Source organism: Acinetobacter sp. RIT698 (genome assembly GCF_009668065.1).
GTDB lineage: Bacteria > Pseudomonadota > Gammaproteobacteria > Pseudomonadales > Moraxellaceae > Acinetobacter > Acinetobacter guillouiae.
In genome coordinates, this window is record NZ_WJYH01000069.1 from 1 (window position 1) to 18,584 (window position 18,584).

The 18,584-nt window shown below is 35.3% G+C and carries 17 protein-coding genes and 1 pseudogene; 6 read left to right on the top strand and 12 right to left on the bottom strand.

Annotated features, from left to right (window positions below):
* Positions 1–20: 20 nt before the first annotated feature.
* The gene (locus GJV03_RS19710; protein ID WP_004723184.1) at positions 21–890 is read right to left on the bottom strand and encodes a LysR family transcriptional regulator; all 870 of its coding nucleotides are present in this window, start codon (positions 888–890) and stop codon (positions 21–23) included.
* A gap of 174 nt (positions 891–1,064) precedes the next feature.
* On the opposite strand from GJV03_RS19710, the gene GJV03_RS19715 reads away from it, so the two are divergent.
* Positions 1,065–1,775: an AzlC family ABC transporter permease gene (locus GJV03_RS19715; RefSeq protein ID WP_154130927.1), complete on the top strand. Its 711-nt coding sequence runs from the start codon at positions 1,065–1,067 to the stop codon at positions 1,773–1,775.
* The gene (locus GJV03_RS19720; protein ID WP_004723188.1) at positions 1,772–2,086 is read left to right on the top strand and encodes an AzlD domain-containing protein; all 315 of its coding nucleotides are present in this window, start codon (positions 1,772–1,774) and stop codon (positions 2,084–2,086) included. Before GJV03_RS19715 ends, GJV03_RS19720 begins: the two co-directional genes overlap by 4 nt.
* A 106-nt stretch (positions 2,087–2,192) precedes the next feature.
* Here GJV03_RS19720 and GJV03_RS19725 read toward each other — a convergent pair whose 3' ends face one another.
* Positions 2,193–3,101 carry a LysR family transcriptional regulator gene (locus tag GJV03_RS19725; RefSeq protein WP_154130928.1) on the bottom strand — a complete coding sequence of 303 codons (909 nt, stop codon included), beginning with the start codon at positions 3,099–3,101 and terminating at the stop codon, positions 2,193–2,195.
* A 123-nt stretch (positions 3,102–3,224) separates the two neighbouring features.
* Here GJV03_RS19725 and GJV03_RS19730 point away from each other — a divergent pair, with 123 nt between their 5' ends.
* Positions 3,225–3,980, top strand: a complete 756-nt coding sequence (locus GJV03_RS19730; protein ID WP_154130929.1) for an SDR family oxidoreductase — start codon at positions 3,225–3,227, stop codon at positions 3,978–3,980.
* Positions 3,981–4,211: 231 nt separating this feature from the next.
* Here the strand turns inward: GJV03_RS19730 and GJV03_RS19735 are convergent, their stop codons facing one another.
* From GJV03_RS19735 to GJV03_RS19745, 3 genes are read right to left on the bottom strand one after another with little or no spacing between them, the layout of a single operon-like run.
* On the bottom strand, positions 4,212–4,868 hold the full coding sequence (locus GJV03_RS19735; protein WP_154130930.1) for a hypothetical protein: 657 nt from the start codon (positions 4,866–4,868) through the stop codon (positions 4,212–4,214).
* Positions 4,861–5,289: a hypothetical protein gene (locus GJV03_RS19740; RefSeq protein ID WP_154130931.1), complete on the bottom strand. Its 429-nt coding sequence runs from the start codon at positions 5,287–5,289 to the stop codon at positions 4,861–4,863. The genes GJV03_RS19735 and GJV03_RS19740 overlap by 8 nt, the downstream gene beginning before the upstream one ends.
* Positions 5,290–5,294: 5 nt before the next feature.
* Positions 5,295–6,311: a hypothetical protein gene (locus GJV03_RS19745; protein WP_154130932.1), complete on the bottom strand. Its 1,017-nt coding sequence runs from the start codon at positions 6,309–6,311 to the stop codon at positions 5,295–5,297.
* 104 nt (positions 6,312–6,415) lie between these two features.
* Between GJV03_RS19745 and GJV03_RS19750 the strand changes: the two genes are divergently transcribed.
* Both GJV03_RS19750 and GJV03_RS19755 read left to right on the top strand, forming a co-directional pair.
* On the top strand, positions 6,416–7,657 hold the full coding sequence (locus tag GJV03_RS19750; protein WP_154130933.1) for a DUF4062 domain-containing protein: 1,242 nt from the start codon (positions 6,416–6,418) through the stop codon (positions 7,655–7,657).
* Between the two features lie 108 nt (positions 7,658–7,765).
* The gene (locus GJV03_RS19755) at positions 7,766–8,725 is read left to right on the top strand and encodes a restriction endonuclease (protein WP_154130934.1); all 960 of its coding nucleotides are present in this window, start codon (positions 7,766–7,768) and stop codon (positions 8,723–8,725) included.
* A gap of 250 nt (positions 8,726–8,975) precedes the next feature.
* On the opposite strand, the pseudogene GJV03_RS19760 reads toward GJV03_RS19755, so the two are convergent.
* The 5 genes and pseudogenes from GJV03_RS19760 to GJV03_RS19780 all read right to left on the bottom strand — a co-directional run.
* Positions 8,976–9,207: pseudogene (locus GJV03_RS19760) on the bottom strand (hydrolase or metal-binding protein); the annotation flags it as partial.
* A gap of 115 nt (positions 9,208–9,322) precedes the next feature.
* Complete coding sequence (locus tag GJV03_RS19765) at positions 9,323–10,492, bottom strand: hypothetical protein (protein WP_154130940.1); 1,170 nt, start codon at positions 10,490–10,492, stop codon at positions 9,323–9,325.
* A 67-nt stretch (positions 10,493–10,559) separates the two neighbouring features.
* A complete protein-coding gene (locus GJV03_RS19770; RefSeq protein ID WP_154130935.1) occupies positions 10,560–11,912 on the bottom strand; it encodes an amidase in 1,353 nt (450 codons plus the stop codon).
* Between the two features lie 29 nt (positions 11,913–11,941).
* Positions 11,942–13,114 (bottom strand): hypothetical protein, encoded by a 1,173-nt coding sequence (locus GJV03_RS19775; RefSeq protein ID WP_154130936.1) that lies wholly within the window; start codon positions 13,112–13,114, stop codon positions 11,942–11,944.
* Positions 13,115–13,130: 16 nt separating this feature from the next.
* Complete coding sequence (locus GJV03_RS19780) at positions 13,131–14,021, bottom strand: nitrilase family protein (RefSeq protein WP_154130937.1); 891 nt, start codon at positions 14,019–14,021, stop codon at positions 13,131–13,133.
* 164 nt (positions 14,022–14,185) lie between these two features.
* Between GJV03_RS19780 and GJV03_RS19785 the strand changes: the two genes are divergently transcribed.
* A complete protein-coding gene (locus GJV03_RS19785) occupies positions 14,186–15,229 on the top strand; it encodes a LacI family DNA-binding transcriptional regulator (RefSeq protein WP_252720753.1) in 1,044 nt (347 codons plus the stop codon).
* Positions 15,230–15,596: 367 nt separating this feature from the next.
* Here the strand turns inward: GJV03_RS19785 and GJV03_RS19790 are convergent, their stop codons facing one another.
* Complete coding sequence (locus GJV03_RS19790) at positions 15,597–17,537, bottom strand: FAD-dependent oxidoreductase (protein WP_154130939.1); 1,941 nt, start codon at positions 17,535–17,537, stop codon at positions 15,597–15,599.
* Positions 17,538–17,668: 131 nt separating this feature from the next.
* A partial coding sequence (locus GJV03_RS21560; protein ID WP_171501884.1) for a hypothetical protein occupies positions 17,669–18,584 on the bottom strand: 916 nt, incomplete at its 5' end.

Sequence of the window (18,584 nt, forward strand, 5' to 3'; positions counted from 1 at the left end):
AATATCTGATTAAAACCTGCTTAATAGGTAATGGATTGCCTTAATGTCTTAATTAACAGCTCATATAAATGATCGACCGCTTTTGAATTAAGCGAGGCTCTACTTCTATATACAGATGCTTCCATGGGTGCTAATGGGCCTAGTCCGTGCTCTGCTCCTAAAATTTCTAAATGCTGAGGCGCGCTACATTGTGTGAAAACTGCGACGGCTAAACCACTTTCAACTGCTGCAATTTGCCCGATTAAACTTGAACTATTATAAACAACACGATAACGGCGACCTTGCAATGCAAGCGAATTGATCGCACTTTTTTTGGCTAAACTGGTACTTTCATAAACAGCAATAGGTATCGGATCTTCACGCCATAATTCAAATTGGGGAGAACCTACCCACACCATTGGCTCATGAAACAATAAAGTGCCTTGACGGGGGTTATCCCTTGAAATCAATGCTAAATCAATCTCGCCATTTTCTATACGTGGGATCAATGAAGTCGATTGTTCACAAATAAATTCTATTTCAACGCCGCTATAACGTGGTGCAAAACGCTTAAGCACTGGCGTTAAATATTTAGCAGCATAATCATCGGGTACGCCAAGTCTAATCCGACCGGTTAACTCTTCTCCATTAAAAGCCATTTGTGTTTCATGATGTAGATCAAGTATCCGTCTTGCATAACCTAAAAGAAGTTGCCCTTCAGAAGTAAGTTGAATTTGTCTATGCGTTCGAATTAAAAGTTGGCATTTTAAAGCGCCTTCCAATTTTTTTAACTGCATACTGACAGCAGACTGTGAACGGTATAGCTCAGGTGCTGCATTTGAAAGAGAACCTGTATCAACAACTGCGACAAAACATTTTAACCAATCAATCTGTAGATTTTGTAGATTCATGATTTCACCAAATTATTCGATTTTCGAATAGTATATGTAAGAATTATGCGCTTTTCATTCTAACTTTCTAAGTCCATAATTTATTAAGAAAAGAAGGAAATTTCCCCCTAATTTTCATCAGCGATCATTAGGTATATAGCTCACTAGAAAATTTAAAAAGATAAGGAAATTATTTTGTCGAATGTTGACCCAGATATTTACAGTTTAAGTTATTCCCAAATTTGGTCAGGCTTTAAAAGCCTTCTTCCAATTTCATCTTTCGTGGTGATTTTTGGGGCTGCTTTCGGCTTAGCTGCAACGCAAACAGGACTAGACAATAGCTCTATCATGTTAATGAGTAGCTTTGTTTTTGCAGGAGCATCTCAATTTGCGACTTTAGAACTATGGGGCGCGCAAATATCACTGATTCCCTTAATAGTCACAGTTTTCTTTATCAATGCTCGGCATCTTTTAATGGGCGCATCTCTTTATCCTTGGTTACGCCACCTGCCTCCCATCAAACGATACAGTATCTTGCTGGTTATTTCTGATGCCAATTGGGCACTCTCACTACAAGCATTTAATCGTGGTGAATCAGGGATGGGCTTATTGTTTGGAGGAGGCATTGCGCTTTGGCTCGCGTGGGTTTTAGGCACAGGACTGGGGTTCTATTTTGGTAATGTCATTCATCATCCTGCATTGCTGGGATTAGATATGGTCATGGCTTGTTTTCTACTGGCGATGGTTGTGGGCGGGCAAAAAAATCTCAGAATACTCATCATCTGGACAATCGCAGCCTGTAGCTCATTATTGGCTTATTGGTACTTACCAGAAAATAGTCATGTCGTTGTGGGTGCCTTATTTGGCGGAATTGTCGGAATTTTCTGGAAAGAGAAACAGCTATGAACCTAGAGATTAGCACCACTTATCCATTAATTATTATTTTTATTATGGCCATTGTGACATTAGCCACTCGCTGGGGTGGTGTTTTAATTATGTCTTATGTACCTATTAGCGATCGTGTGCAACGATTCATTAATGCAATGTCAGGATCGGTACTGGTTGCACTTTTGGCCCCTATTGCGGTTGAAGGTGATCATGGCGCTCGTTTGGCGTTACTGACAACATTGATCGTTATGCTACTGCTTAAAAAACCACTGTTGGCGATTGCAGCAGGAATATTGGCAGCAGCTTTATTCCGTCAGTATTTTGTATGAAATGATAGGGAGCTCAAAGAAGCTGCCTTTGGCTATATTAAACCTAAACAAAATTGAGCAATGACTACACATTGCGCATAAACGACATAAGGGTAATTCAGTGAAACTACAATGTATTGTGATTCATTTTTTTGAATAAAAGAATCAACCAATTAATAAATTCACTTAGTCTTCGGGGTTGATTGTTTCGCGATTCATATAAAACCGACACAGACATTGGCGCACAGGTAAACGCTGTTAATACTTCAATAAGGTCACCATTTGCCAATTGTTGTCTAACACCAATTCTCGGAATTTGAATGATCCCTAATCCATTTAAACCTGCAGCTAAATAGGCATCCGTTGTGCCGACACTGATTAGACTCGGAGTTGGTACAAGGTAGGTTTGATTATTTTGATTGTATTCAAAAGCATTTTGCGACTGGGTGTCCGCATGCGAATAATCAACAATATAATGATTTTTAAGATCCTCTAATGATGTTGGTATACCGTAATGTTCCGCATAGTTGGGACTAATACAATTAACCATTTCCATAATACCCAAATGGCGTCCTATTAAATTACTGTTTTCAAGCTGACCGCCACGGATTACGCAATCTACTCGTTCCTTGATAGGATCAATACGATAATCAACCCCAAGAAGTTTAATCTGTGTTTTAGGATATTGTTGAAACCATGCAGGTAGATGGGGAGCCACCACGCTAGAAAAAAACCGACTAGGCATATCGATGTTAATCACACCACTGAGTTCTTCACTTTGTTGTTGAAATTGATTATCTAAGCCTTCTAACTCATCCAATAATCTTAAGCATTCGACATAATAGCGCTGACCTGCTTCTGAAAGAGAAACTTGTCTTGTATTCCGATAAAGTAAACGAGTTTTTAAATGATCTTCAAGCTTAGTGATTGACATAGAGATTGCTGACTTAGGAATCTTTAACTGTTCTGAAGCACGGGTAAAGCTACCATTTTGTACAACAGCGATAAAACGTTTCATCGTCTCAATCTTATCCATACATCACCTCTAATTGTTCATTATTTATGAACAGTCTTATCTGATTACTTATATTTATCAAGATAATTAATTCCTGTATTTTAATTTCATCAACAGTTAATCAGCATAATATGAGGTCAGTACATGAATAAAATCGCATTCATCACCGGAGGGAGTCGTGGAATAGGTCGAGATGCAGCGCTTAAACTCGCTGAGCAAAATATTGACATCATTTTGACTTATCATCGCAATGAAAAAGCCGCCCTAGACGTGGTTGAAAAGATTAAAGAAAAAGGTCAAAAAGCATTTGCTATTCAATCTGATATTCGAGATATCACATTATTTGATGATTTGGTAAAAAGCTTGAGTTTCGTATTAAAAGAGCAATTTGGTCGTGAAAGTTTTGATTACCTACTCAATAATGCTGGGACAGGTTTACATAAGAGTATTGAAGAAACCCGTATTGATGATCTAGACGATATGCTCAATATCCATGTGAAAGGTCCATTTTTTCTCACTCAAAAATTGCTACCACTCATTGAAAATGGCGGTCATATTGTAAATATATCCTCTGGTCTAACACGCTTTTCTATGCCTGGGTCAGCTGCATACGCAATGGCAAAAGGTGCTGTAGAAGTCATGACACGTTATATGGCAAAAGAATTCGCCTCCAAAGGGATTCGTGTCAACACGATTGCGCCCGGTGCGATTGCGACTGATTTTAGAGACGGTGCCGTCCGCAATAGTGAACAAGTTCAGGGGATGATCGCATCTATCACGGCATTAGGCCGTGTTGGTGAAGCTGATGATGTTGGAAAAGCAATCGCTGCGATTTTTAGTGAAGGATTTAACTGGATCACAGGTCAGAGAATAGAAGCCTCTGGTGGTATGCTGTTGTAGTTTTAACTCGCACAGCTTTAACATATTGGTGGAGTTATGCAAATTTCATATAACTCTGCCATATCTAGGTTCTAAGCAAATACAAAAAATTAATATTCATTAATTTTACAAATTCTATCTTTTTCAGGTTGACTGTATGTCTGAGCTCCAATCTTTAACACCTCGTATTTCGGTCACTCAGATGATGGATTGGAAATTCAAGAAAATTAATTAAAAAATTAAGAAGTAATTTTACTTTTTAGGAACTTTTTCACCATCTTGAGGGTCAAAGTATAAATCTAACGGCATGTGCCTTACTCTTAAACCAGTCCCCATACTAGGATGTTCGTGAGTTGAAAAACGACAAATTTTATTCTTCTTACAATTACTAAATTTTAAGTTAGTTAAATTTTCAGGATCTATATCTGACTGTATTTCAAGAGTTTCCTCCCATTCAGACATAATCAAAGTAACCTTCTTCTTTATTTTCTTATAAATTAATATACCACCACAATTGGCATCATGTTCTCCCGTTGCATAGCGAGTATTTAATTGATAAAAGCCTTCTAACATGTAAGCTGGACCTTTATAGATTTTAGCTTCCCCAAGCCATAAGAAATTATTCTTCTCTACTGAAAAATCTACATGTCCATTAACACTTGCATCATGATGAGCAATAAAATTTTGTTTAAGTCTATCTACAATTATTCCTGTAAGTTGGTCTTCAGAGAAATCTTTATATAAGTTTTTATTTCTAGATAAAAAGCTATAACTTTCATCTAGTTCATCATATACACAATTTACAAATTTCTCATAGGTGTTAGCAGTACTAATTTTTATTAATTTTTTCAGTTTCGGATCACCAAGAGTCCACATAGCTTCTAAAATTTTTAAGTCTTGATCAGCCATACAAATTCTTCCTAAACTCAACACTAGGAGCAAAAAATATACTGACTAGACTATTAAATTTCTCTTCTGTTATTGACTCAAAAGTAAATGGGTCTACATAATCTCCAGTAGTTAAAACTTCATGTATGAAATCTTCGTCTAAACCTTCGTATCTACTTTTTCTTAAGTTAAATGCTTCAAAATGCTGCACTAGAACATTAAATTTCGGATCTACTAATAAATACACAGCTGTATTAAATTCATCATAACTTTCAATTCCAGCCCAATCATATAACCTTCCAAAAGTTAAATAATTCACCTCTGCAACATCATGTTCATAAATTTTATTAATAATATTACAGCACGCCATAGGAATATTATTCGGATAGCTATCTAGAGATCCTATAATTTTATCGATATATTCATCTACGGCATGATTCATCAAGCTTACCTTTGAATAAACTTAATAATTTTATCGATACAAAATTCAAAGCTCTTACGATTAGTAGCACCTTGAATTTGTGCCTCGAATAATTGTCTTGCGGCTCTACTATTCATGGCTCTAAAAGAACCTAATAAGAAAATCTCAGGCTGTTGGCCCTTTAAATCATATCGAATACTTATCCGATATGGTTCAATAGGAGTAGCTGAAGAACCTGCTATATGATAAACCGCCTGTCTTACATCTGGACAAGTTTTATGTAATTTTTCATGATGGCTAGTTCCAGATAAGGTTAAAAAAGCTAGGCTCGTAACTTCTCCCGAACCATCATGATAAAATCTTTCTATAGCTGGAAATAAATTATCCCCACTTTCACTTAAGCGGGCTTCAGATGTAATACCTCTAATACTATCATTCAATTTTCGAACTAATTTTGCACGAGCTTTATTTAAGATTGCCGTATTTGATCTTTCTGCACGATCCAATGATAAAACTATATAACCTTTATTTTTATTGAAAATAATTGAATCATAACACTCATGCATCACACTTTTAATTGCGTATGCTTGTTGAACATCTCCATACTCTTCATCAAATAAATTTACATCTATTTCCACCTTCTCATAAAAGATTCGAGTAGTTTTATAAATAAAAAACTCTAAATCGCCTAAAATATTATGACTTTCAAAGCAGAGTTCTTCAGGATTAGCCATAATACTTTTATCTAAATTTTGATATATGACATTTAAATAATCAGAGCGTTGATAAATGGATACGGATTTATCTGTATAAAGTAAATAGGAGCGTAAAATCTTACCTAAATTTTTTTTTAACTCTTCTAACTCTTCTCCAAACCCTGTAGCCGAAAAGTTAGAAAAATTTTCAAGTAGCTTCCCCCAGCCGTTTGCACTTGGAAAATTCAATGCAGTAAACTGCTTTTTGACATCTTGAAAACTAATTCTTGTACGTAATTCTTCTGTTAAATCAATAATATCTTTCTTCAAATTATCTATACTGTACATGAAAAATACTCTATTTATTTCTTGGGGTTAAGCAATTATATACTTAGCAATTTGTGTAAGCTATTATATTCTTATGTAACATCTATAAAATTAAAGGATTTTTCATGGCTGGTCTAAAAGTTTTTGTCTCTTCTACTTGTTACGATTTATCACTAGTCAGAACCCAGTTAAGAACTTTTATCCATAATCTTGGCCATGACCCTATAATGAGTGACTATAATGACTTTCTTTATGATCATCGTAACCATACTCACACTAGTTGTATTAATGAAGTACAAGGTGTTGATGTAATTGTTGTAATTGTTGGTTCTAGATTTGGAGGTGATGCAATAAAAGAAACTTTCGAGAGTATTAATTTTGATAAATTGATTAATGATAATTTTAAATTCGATGACCTGATCAATAAATGCTCAGTCACTCAGGCAGAAGTTTTCAAGGCCAGCGAATTAAATATACCTATTTATGCTTTTGTTGACCAAAATGTTTGGCATGATCACGAACTTTACTCTAAAAATAAAAAGAATGCTTCAATCATCAATCAAATCATTTTTCCATCTATAGAAAAGCAAGAAACTGCTAAATATATTTTTGAATTTATTGATTTTTTAAGGAAAAAATCTAATAACAATGCTATTTTCACTTTTTCTAAAGTTCAAGACATTGAAGAAACGTTAAAGAAACAATGGGCAAGTTTATTTCAGAAGCTTTTAAAAGAAGATAAAGAAAGGACAGCTCAGGTTCAACGTATCGACGATTTAACCGAAAAATTTGAAGAGCTAAGAACATCATTAGTAAATACATTAATGAATGACCAACAAAGAGCCATGGCCGATGCTATTGTTGGATACAAGGACTTAGTTAATTTTATACAATCCTTTGCAAAAAAACATGTTGATGAATTAATAAAGCCTAATTTACTAGAATGGACTGATTTACTAAATAATATAGGAATAATCGAAACCTTAAATATTAAAGTGAAAAATTCTGAAGGATATTCTAAAGAAGAGCTAGATATGTTTCTACCAGTATTTGAAACTTTTAAAAATCAAGGATTTAACCCTTCATCCATTATATTCTTAAATTCAGAAAAAAATGGAGTCTACTGGTTATTAGAGTCAGCTGAATATTATGAAAACATTATTGCAGATTATGAGCAATTCAGGACTACAGATGAGAATTTACGAGGAAAAGTTGTTAAAGCAATTACAGAGATAGATTTTAATAAACAGGTATTAAGATTTTTACCACTAAAATCTAATGTTGGATTTACTACGACTATTCCTCAAGAACCTCCAACAAATCTTTCGAAATCTCTTTTAAAAGATATTCTTGATAATGAAGATTAAATAGCTTTCATCTTGTAAATAATTTTAGACATTTAGTATCACAAACTATTTTTCTATAAAACTTCAACATAGTTATTAATAATTTTACTTAGCTAATATAGGGTAAATATGCCTGTTCTAGATTTTAAAGAAATTCCCGAGGCTCACAAAGCGACAGGCCTTCAGGATACATTTGAATTATTTGCTCGCGATTTTCTTTCATTCTTAGGTTACAAAATTATTTGCCATCCTGACCGAGGAGCTGACGGAGGCGCAGACTTAATCGTAGAAGAAAAAAGAACAGGTATTGGTGGAGAAACAATTATTCATTGGCTTGTCAGCTGTAAACATAAAGCTTATAGCGGTAATTCTGTTAGCCCTACAGATGATGGAAATATTTTTGATCGAGTTTCATCAAAAAAATGTCATGGTTTTATTGGATTTTACTCAACACTTCCAAGTAGTGGGCTTTCTGGTGTTCTAGAAGGAATAAAAGATCGTATTGAATACCAAATCTTTGATAAAGAAAGAATTGAAAAAGAGCTACTCCATTCAGCTCGTGGGCTGGAAGTAGCTGAACGCTATTTCCCATTATCCTTGACTAAATGGAAAACTAATAACCCTAAACCCGCTAAAATCTTTGCTGATGCTCCCTCGCTAACTTGTATCGTTTGCAATAAAGAGCTCCTCAATCAAGAAGACAAGGGTATTATTACTCTTTGGAAACGTATAAGAAAAGATTACAATAAAGAACCTGAATACTTCGAACACATATTCTGGACTTGCAGAGGAAATTGTGACTCCGCTCTTTCAAAACATATTCATTTGCAAGATAGAAATTTAATTGATGGCTGGGAAGATATTGGTGATGTAATAATGCCTACCGTATTTATCAAGTGGGTGATAACAATTATTAATGGATTACACAATGGAACTATTTATTCTGATGATGCTTTAGAAAAATTAAAAAGTTTTTTGTTGAATGTATATCCTTTTGCATGCAGACACCTAACAAATGCTGAAAAAGAAAAAGTACAGTCTTTAATGATGATACCTTCATATCTTGGTGGGCTTGGTTATGAGAATTAGTCACCCATTATCTCAAGAAAATAAAAAATCTGGTCTTATTATTAATTAACGTATGATATAAGCTCCCCCATTTAAAGATAAATAAATCAATAGGGGAGCTACCTTATTATTTAAATTTTCATCAATTTTATTTTCTATCTAGAAATAGTAAAATTCAATTTGTAGGTATCACACTTCGCTTCAATTCCAGCTGAAGCCCTTTATAGTCTATACAATTATTGATCAACCCTTTCTCCATCACTTTTTCAGAGCTGTACTCAGTACGTAAATTGAGTTCAGGATCTGAAGATCATTCGGACTGGAATAGTTCTTAGTAGTTGATTGGGTGCTTTAGTACGTAGCTGCTCATACAATGGATGTTTCACCTAGCCCTCCTTATTCTGGATTTGGCTAGTAATGGTAAATTGATCATCCTTCTCAGGCAGACGCTTACCGTTCTTTTCAATGACTTTACCAATACTGATATGTCTAGAATCGATAATGTAATCGTTAAATCTATAATATGGGCGATTTCCTCTTTTCTATAAATTAAATAGACAAAAAAGCCCATGCTCTAGCCATGGGCTTGGTTGTAATAAGAGAGGTTTTTAACGACCTTTAAAACTTATAAATAAACATCATGTTAAGTAGATTTTTCCACTTACCATCATCTCCTGCCGCAAGCGAGTTGGCGGTTCCACCAATAAACGGATCATTTTTGCTCATCATATATTCGGTATATAAAGTGATCTTTTTATAGTCCCATGCCACACCCACAATATTGCGCTGAGAATCATCAAAGCCTTTTTCTTTCTTATTAAATCCACTGAATACCATATATGGCGTTATATTGAATAAGTCCCATACATTCTTAAAAGCATAGCTGGTGTTAACCGTATAAAAGAAGCCTTTGTTTGCAATGTCATATTCACCATCATATGAACCAAAAGTTGAACTATAAGGACTGAAGCGATCTTTATTGCGAATTGATTGCTTACCACCTGTGAGCATGACATTTAAATTTTTATAGTGAATACGATTAAAGAGTGCCCAAGAATTTCTTGCACCATCATCAGCATTTTTCTTATTTTCAATTTCAGAATACCAATAACTTCCCCCCACAGATACGTTAAGATCCTCAGTCGCTAAAAACTTTAGGTCTTGATCTATTCGTGCAATCCACATATTTTTCTCATTCAGATCTGTCTTCATCAAATCAGCTGATTTCACCATATTTGCAGTATAGCGGGCGGCATCCTTACTTTTTCCATAATAATTTCCGCCATCAGCGACAAAATAGGCTAAATCAACTTTGGTGGATGAGGGCAACTCAAAATGGTAGTTAACACCTAAATTCATCGTATCCTGAAGTCCCATCGTTGTATTGATTCCTTCATAGAAACTACTATCCCAAAATTGACCCAGCCCAAAAGGAATCGGCTGTAAACCAACTTTAACATTGTCAGTTGAGTTTAAATGATAGCCAGCATTGGCTTGTACCAATGCGGAAAAATCACATAGGGTATCAAATTGATAACAACGATATTGAAAATTCCCAAATATGTTCGGAGAGCTATACCCAATATTTAAAATAGCTGTATTAAATTTTATTTTTTGATCCGAAGCCTTATTCTCAAAGTTGTTTTCTTGATAACTTGCTCGCAGTTCACCAGAAACGGTTAACTTAGAATCTTTATCCTTACCCTCAAATTCAATCGCAGCATTTACAACGAAGGATACATTTAAAAGTAGTGTAAATACCGTATATTTAAACAAATCATGTTTCATAAAATCATCCTTGATTATCATTTTATTAACAGGCCAATAGACCTTAAATATTGAAAAAATTAAAAAACTAAAAACCATTATTCACTGCAAAGGCCAAAAGATGACGATCGCTTTTCTTTGCACCAATGATCTGAATACCAATTGGCATTTTATTTTCATGACATAGCGGAACATTGAGTACAGGATTTCCCAAAAAATTCCATATATTGGTCAGGCTGAGTAAAGCTGATTTAATATTTATAAAAGCGCCATTTAAATACAAATCTTTTTGATACAGATCAGTGGCTTGTATCGGCAATGTCGGCATGATGAGGTAATCATACTGATCAAAAATTTTAGCAAGGTCTTCTTGGTACTTTTTTTGAAAATCTAATGCGTTCACATACTCCCAGCCTTTGGTTTGTTTAGCTTGTAGCAGCCTATCCAACACATCTTTCTGAAACAACTCAGGAGAGTGCTCTACTTGATGGTGATGGACAGCATATGCCTCACTATTTTGAATAGCATAAAAATAGCGATGGATATCTTTAAAAGCCATTAAAGCACTCGATACTTCATCAATTTGATTGTTCCAAAGTGAAAAAACGTGCTGCTTTAATTTCTGGTATAAAGGGTAATCATAGTTTTCAATAAAATTATCAATAGATACCCAACCTAATCTTGGTGGTCTTGTTGCTAACACATTGGAGACAACTTGATAATTTTCTTTCTTTAATAAAGAAACAACCAAATCAATCTCTTGAGCGCTTTTTGCTAATATGCCTAAATGATCTAGGCTCTTAGACAATGGGAAAACACCTTTCATTGAAAATTGCTGGTAGGTCGGTTTAAAACCCATAACCCCTGTTAAGCTTGCAGGTATACGAATCGAGCCACCTGTATCTGTCCCAATTGCGATAGGTACAAGTCCTGCAGCAATCGCTACAGCGCTACCACAACTCGATCCACCTGAAATTTTTGCAAGGTCCCATGGGTTTTTTGTTGCGCCATGTGCAGAAATATCCCCTGTTGGCCCATAGGCAAACTCATGCGTGTTGGTTTTTCCAATAATCACCGCGCCTAAAGCTTTAAGTTTTTGTACACATTCAGCGTCGACTTCAGGTAAATAGTTTTTGAAAAAATTGGACCCTATAGAGGTTATAAGTTGAGCAGTCTCAATATTATCCTTTATCGCAATCGGTATACCCTGTAACGGGCTAAGATCTATTCCTTGATTAAAAAGCTCATCTGCATATTCTGCTTGTTGTATCGCATATTCATCATCGATATAACAAAATGCATTTAACGCTTTATGCTGATTGATTGAATTTAAACTCTGCTGTGTAAGTGCTTTGGCAGTAATTTCTTTTGACCTAAGCATTTTCGCAATTTGCTCAACATCAAGTTCAGAAAAATAGCCTTTTACTGGACACGTTAACATTACAACTCCTTGTATATAAAAATATAGATTCAGGAAACCAGATGAATTGTGCCCAAAGCCAATAGTGATGTAATTGCCATGGAAACCACATTGCCTATATATGGATGTTGGTATTTAGGAAGCTTGTTTGAAATAAAAGCAGCTAAAGGTGGGGCAACGCATGCACCAATAAATGCACCTAAAATAATGGAGCTTAGACTTCCACCGAAGACTAAAACAGAGACTGGTGCAACTGAAGAAATCGGAATATATGTCGGATACCACCCATATTTTTCCCATTTACTTTTCCATAGAATGACTGCCGTCAATGCTGCTAACATTTGACTAATTAATATGTTTCCAATCAGCCCACTGCCATATGAAATACTTAAAGGGTTCAGATAAATTGCCAACAAAGCGCCAATAATTAAGCCCAATCCAGCCCATTCATTTGCAATAAATTGAGATTCAGAGAAGTCTGCAAGCGCTCGTCTTACAACCCAAAATGAATGTGTAGCCTTTGGTTCGATCTCTTTTTCTTCTTCGATTGGCTCTTGCTTTTTTGTTTCTGTTTGTTTGACCAAACAACTTAAATTAAATTTTTTAAAAATAAAAAATGCGATTAAGCTACCAATTGCCATACCTAAGACATTACCAATAATACTTGGCAAATTTAAAGGAACACATACATAGTTGACGATGATCAACGAAGAAGGCGTTACAAATAGTGCCCCAGCAACTGCGCCAATTATTGCTATTTTAAAGCCACGTCCATACATAAGTACTGTTGCAGCGGGTAATGACACGAACGTCACAAATGTGGGTTGCCACGAGTTACTTTCAATAAGCGTCCATCCCCAAATGATATTACTCAGAATCAAACTTAAACTTGAACTCAATAAAATCCATGGAAATAGCCCCGTTCCATAACTTAGTTGAAACCCTTGCCATTTCGAACGCATTTTTGAAAAATAATAAGCAATGCCTGCACCCACGAATAAACCAAGTGATGCCAATTCACTTTTATAAAATTGTGCCTCACTTACATCACCCAGCCCCCACCTTAACCAAGTTAAGGTGGATGTTGGTGGTTGCATTGTTGCGTAATTATCCCAAATTTGGAGGGAGTACTTTTCAACTACTCCCACGATGATAATTGTAGACAGCATGACCAGTGCTGCGATGACAATATCAATCATTTCAATCCGATATTTCTTTTTCATATATCCCCCACATGGATTAGCGAGGGAAAATATTGTGAGATTTATAGCCTAACATCGTGTCATACATGTCAGTTCGTCTATCTCGGATTAAATCATTATGCTTGTTCCAAATCGGCGCACCACGTGCAGCAACCAAATCAATATCTGCATACAGAATCATTTCTTTTTCTGCATCTGCAACACCCGCAATTGGCCAACCATTGGTGCCTGCAATTAATGAACATCCAAGAAAACGTTCACCTCTATCAGCTCCAACTCGATTTGCAGCAGCGATGTAGACATTATTGACATGTGCAGCAGTCATGGTGAGATATGAGGCCATACACTTACCACTTTCATCAAATAATGGCGGTGGTGTCCAAACCCAATTATTTACACTACAAATAATATCCGCACCTTGTTGAGTTAATATTCTTGGAACTTCTGGAAACCAAATATCCCAACAAATTAACATCCCAATTCTTCCGATCGGTGTTTCAAATACAGGGAAGCCTGTATCACCAGGCGTAAACCAAAGTTTTTCAAGGTTCCATAAATGTGCCTTACGATATTTCCCAATGAGCCCGTCAGGTCCGATTAAAACTGAAGTATCAAAAAGACGAACATCCTCTCTTTCTGCGATTCCTGAAACTAAATAAATAGAATGCTTACGTGCAAAATCTTGCCAGACTTGAACACTTGGTCCATTTGGGATTTCCTCTGCGTGATCAAATGCTTCTTTTCTATTTGTGAATAAATAGCCTGTATTTGCTAACTCAGGCATTACGATAAGATTTGCACCATTGTTGACAGCTTGAAGGGCCAAATCTAACCCATGGCGTAAATTCCTTTCTCGATTTTCCATACCCACTTGTGGATCAAATTGTATAACGGCCACTTTTACTGGGCTAACTGAAGTTTCTTCCATGTTCTTACCTCATTGATTATCCAAACCAACCCAAACGTTTGGGTTGTGTTAAAAATCTAACCCAAACGTTTGTCCTTGTCAAATTTTAAACAACAATCCAATAATTTCTCTAACTTTCAAGGGGGAAAATGCTAAAATGTTGCTTCTGGCTATTGTGGTTTCATATGAATCGATCAAATAAAAATGTAACTTTAAAATTTCTTTCAAAAGAACTTGGCTTACATGTTTCTACAGTCTCAAGAATACTAAACGGCTCAATGGATGATGCCAGTTCCGCTGCAGCCCCAGAAACCATAGAAAAAGTTAAAAAATTAGCCGCTGATTTAAACTACCGACCAAATACTTTAGCAAAAAGTTTACAGAGCCAGAAAACCAATGTAATTGGGGTTTTAGTTCCAAAATTATCAGATCTTGTATTGGCAAATATTTATGAAGGCATTGATGCCGCAGCCACGCAAAATAATTATTTTACATTCGTTTCCAATACCAATGACTTACCTATCAACCAAAAAAAATTGGGTGAAATGGCCCTTTCTAGAAAAGTAGATGGTTTAATTATTGCTGATGCGCATACAGGAACTGAAAATTCGCATCAGTTTTTTAATGAATTAATAGCACGAGACATTCCATTTGTGCTTGTAAGTCGTAGTTTAGAAAATTTTACCTCTGTTACCTGTGATGATTATCTTGGTGGAAGCTTAGCAGCAGAACATTTAATCGCTGAGGGTCATCGTCGAATTGCGATCATTTCAGGTGAAGCTTTTGCGAGTACGGGTCTATTACGAACCAAAGGCTTTAAAGACTATAGCGCCAGTAAAAATATAATGATCCCAGATGACTACATTATCAATTGTGGTTTTGATGTTGACTCAGGATATCAAGCTGGACTTGAAATTCTATCCAAAAATGAACTGCCCACAGCAATTTTCACGGTAAATGATTTTATTGCGATTGGTGTAATGGGTGCGATCAAAGACAAGGGTTATATTCCTGGAAAAGATATTGCAGTCATCGGATTTAATAACATCTCTTTAACAGCTCAACTTCCTATTCCACTCACAACCATAGCTTCGCCAATGTCCGAAATGGGATTCACCGCGATGGAGTTATTATTAAAAAAAATAAATAAGGAACAAGTAAACTCTATAAAGTTAGTTCCAAAATTAATCAAAAGAAATAGTACTTTAGATTATTTAATTGAACGGTAATTCCCCCTCAAAACAATTGAACTTAAAAGTAGAAAATCGAATAATCTTATTAAAGGAGATTTTCTATTTGAATCCAGCAGTGAAGATGCTTCTAATTCTCTTTGTAGTTTTTTTGGGCATCAATAATGGTATTATGAATCACATTAAATAATTGATAGCCAGTGTTCTACTAAATACAATCAGATATGATCTTTAAGGATCATATCTGATATAAATGCCCAATACTGGAACCAGACATCGTTCAAATAATAGAGAAAATGTTTATATACACGACGAATATTTTATCAAAATTCTTGTGTAATCGACGTATATTATTGGCTTTTTGAAGCCTCATTATATAAAAATTTCTAGATATGAATTTTATTCATCAACTGTCTCTATATTTTGGATAATGCTCATCCATATTAAAGTTACCATTAAATTTTGCTTTTGTATTGGCGCAGATATTAATAACTGCATCCACTGCTCCTCTAAAACATGGCTCAGTCCATCCAGCATCAACAGAATATGCTTCGCCTGCAAAAAGAAGCCCAGATTCTTTGCTGTATTTCCTATTATACGAAAGTAATTTCATCGCATTGAAATAAGTTCCTGGCCTATAAAGTTTGCTGCAACCTAAAGAATTTTCATCAGATATCCATCGCTGAACCATCGCCTTTTCTTTAATAACATACTGAGATATATTTGATTTTACATTTGTAGATTTTTCCAGAATTCTGTCTAATTCCTCAACACACATATCTACCAAATCAATATCAGAGAAAGCAGACAGTTTTAATGAATCATCCTCCCATGTATAACTTAATAAAATACAATCATTTTTGTACGTATCACTATACTTATAAGTATAAACGTCATGAATAAATGTATCTGTTACCATTATCTGAGGAATTCTATTTTGATTCAGAAACTCTTTCCTTAAAGGAGCATAAATTTTGCAACTCGCTTCCCAGTGCGCTGTACTACATTCACCAATAACTTCAAAAGGTAATTGATTATTTGAAAATCCTTCAAGTTTGATTTTCGTCCCCAATATCCATGATGGTACTGTGACTATTACGGAATCAAAATTTTGGTTTAAATATATCGGGGAACCTTCTTTGCTGCACTGCCACTGAAACTCAACATTAATTGATTTATCACTGAGTTTCTCTATTTTTTTAACTCTAGAGTCCATAAATAAACCAGTTTTTCTTTCCATTGAGTGATCATAAAAAGATGGTTGGTCTTTGGATATACTTTCATAAAGTAAACACTCGTCTAGTGAAGCTAGGCCCAAATATCGTGGTGATTTATAGCTAACTCCTAATGAATCTTGAACAAACCCATTGCTTTGCATGGCAGATTTTATAACCTCATAGTCACTATTAACTCTGCCATGCACTAACTGAAGATTACTACCAAATCCAAATATTGAGGTCCTGATTGGGTAAAGGCAGCAAACATCATAAAATGCTCCCCAACTCCCGTCACCAACACCAATAGAATAAAATATCTCAGACTCTTGAGGGCTCATACCCAGCCCCCCAAAATCACCAGGATTATTTTCATCCCATGTTTGGAACGGTTTTAAAACCAGTTCTCGAAATGATAAATTGTGATAATTTTTAACAATTGCATGCCACATATCATCCCATTCTTTGGAACCATATTTCTTACTTACCTCAATAGTCATCTGATCGGCAAATTTTCTCCATTTTTTATGTATTTCTTGCAATATCTCATTTGGTGGCAATGTATTTCCGTCTGGATTTTTCCATATCACCATTTCTGGTAAATCAGAACCATCCAAAGAACCTTCTCGTAGATATATCCCTGTTGAAGTGACCCATTGTGTGCCAGGATTAGGAAAGTTAGAGATATTCAAATTAAATTGCTTCGCATAATAGGCCATCAGTGATGAACCTGTCAGCGGATCTGTATCTTTTTTATTGAAGAATGGCATGCGCATTGCACCCATCTCGAATGGTGAAAAACCAGCTTCATCAAACTCATTAACAGGGAATTTTGTTAAATGACGACCTCCAATTCGATCACTTTGCTCTATTAAAGTGACTTGAGTGAAGCCACATCTAAGTAATTCTCGTGCAGCTGTTAGACCCGTTACCCCAGCTCCAATTATACAAATTCTATGATTTTTGGCTAAGCCTTCTGCAACTGCAATGCCACCAGATTGTTCTACTATTTTTCTATAATTAAAGCAAAGATCTGGAGGACCTGGAAATACTCCAGACCAATCATTTTCTGCTTTTTCCTTAAATTTAGAAACTACTTCCGATGGGAAATCATAACTTGTTCCGATTGTCATATATTCTCCAATTAATTAAATAAAAGTAATCAAAATTTACTCTACAAAAGAGAGTTCTATTTTTGCTTTTTCTGATTACTGAATACTGAATACTGAATACCCAAAACCATTAAATCTGCTTATGTTTGAAACTAATTATTTATAATCCAAGCAGAAAGATATTTAGGTAACGAATTCCCAACATTACTATCTGGCGTAGCTTCTGCTTGAAGATTGTCTATGTCAAACTCTCCTGAATATGCTTTACGCTGATCCTTGAATATACCAACGATATAAATAAAGAATTTTCTCGTCGATATGCGATGTATCGAAATTCCTTCAAACGTTGAGAGTGCTGGAAATTTTATAATTCCAAGTTTTCTTATATATGTTTTACTTTCTTGTAAATATACACCAACATTATCATCACCACCCTCGAATAAAGCATAAATATAGTTAAACGATGATAATTCTGCAGAAATGGCATATCCGACTCCAGACCTTGTTAATATGCTTCCATCACTTATGAGCCTGAATGGAATTTGAAAATTATCAGAAGAAGAAAGAAATTGTAATCTGCCTTCATTAGATGGTCGTACTATACGAGCTTCGCCATTCACCGTAGCTCCACAGGCTTGCTCAACAGCTGTGTAAGGAAGTAGGCCATTGATATCCTCAAACTCTCCCCATTTTCCATTTTGAAATTTTATTATTTGGTATGGTGCGCCATCTGGATCTAGAAATTTTTTTTGTCTTGAAAAGACTACTAACCCATCCTTTACACTTACAGCTGTAAGTAATTTTCGATTACCAAATTCAGGGATGTTAATATATTCGCTAATACCACCACCATCATATATAGAGTACCCAGCGCCACCTTCCAAATATGGATAAAATATATATACTTGCCCAGCATAATAACAAGGAAAAATTAAATCGATTCCACTATTTCCATCATCATAAATTGGGATACTAGTAGTAATTTTTTTTCCATTGGGGGTGTCTCCCGTTATAATTAGTTTACCATTATAATCGAGCATAAACTCTAAAAAAGCACGCTTTACCATA

What these genes read in the sequence shown, in the direction of transcription:
- GJV03_RS19740 (WP_154130931.1), bottom strand. Translation starts at nt 5,289, where the DNA reads ATGAATCATGCCGTAGATGAATATATCGATAAAATTATAGGATCTCTA.
- GJV03_RS19755 (WP_154130934.1), top strand. Translation starts at nt 7,766, where the DNA reads ATGCCTGTTCTAGATTTTAAAGAAATTCCCGAGGCTCACAAAGCGACA.
- GJV03_RS19720 (WP_004723188.1), top strand. Translation starts at nt 1,772, where the DNA reads ATGAACCTAGAGATTAGCACCACTTATCCATTAATTATTATTTTTATT.
- GJV03_RS19775 (WP_154130936.1), bottom strand. Translation starts at nt 13,114, where the DNA reads ATGAAAAAGAAATATCGGATTGAAATGATTGATATTGTCATCGCAGCA.
- GJV03_RS19750 (WP_154130933.1), top strand. Translation starts at nt 6,416, where the DNA reads ATGGCTGGTCTAAAAGTTTTTGTCTCTTCTACTTGTTACGATTTATCA.
- GJV03_RS19725 (WP_154130928.1), bottom strand. Translation starts at nt 3,101, where the DNA reads ATGGATAAGATTGAGACGATGAAACGTTTTATCGCTGTTGTACAAAAT.
- GJV03_RS19710 (WP_004723184.1), bottom strand. Translation starts at nt 890, where the DNA reads ATGAATCTACAAAATCTACAGATTGATTGGTTAAAATGTTTTGTCGCA.
- GJV03_RS19770 (WP_154130935.1), bottom strand. Translation starts at nt 11,912, where the DNA reads ATGTTAACGTGTCCAGTAAAAGGCTATTTTTCTGAACTTGATGTTGAG.
- GJV03_RS19745 (WP_154130932.1), bottom strand. Translation starts at nt 6,311, where the DNA reads ATGTACAGTATAGATAATTTGAAGAAAGATATTATTGATTTAACAGAA.
- GJV03_RS19730 (WP_154130929.1), top strand. Translation starts at nt 3,225, where the DNA reads ATGAATAAAATCGCATTCATCACCGGAGGGAGTCGTGGAATAGGTCGA.
- GJV03_RS19735 (WP_154130930.1), bottom strand. Translation starts at nt 4,868, where the DNA reads ATGGCTGATCAAGACTTAAAAATTTTAGAAGCTATGTGGACTCTTGGT.
- GJV03_RS19790 (WP_154130939.1), bottom strand. Translation starts at nt 17,537, where the DNA reads ATGACAATCGGAACAAGTTATGATTTCCCATCGGAAGTAGTTTCTAAA.
- GJV03_RS19785 (WP_252720753.1), top strand. Translation starts at nt 14,186, where the DNA reads ATGAATCGATCAAATAAAAATGTAACTTTAAAATTTCTTTCAAAAGAA.
- GJV03_RS19765 (WP_154130940.1), bottom strand. Translation starts at nt 10,492, where the DNA reads ATGAAACATGATTTGTTTAAATATACGGTATTTACACTACTTTTAAAT.
- GJV03_RS19780 (WP_154130937.1), bottom strand. Translation starts at nt 14,021, where the DNA reads ATGGAAGAAACTTCAGTTAGCCCAGTAAAAGTGGCCGTTATACAATTT.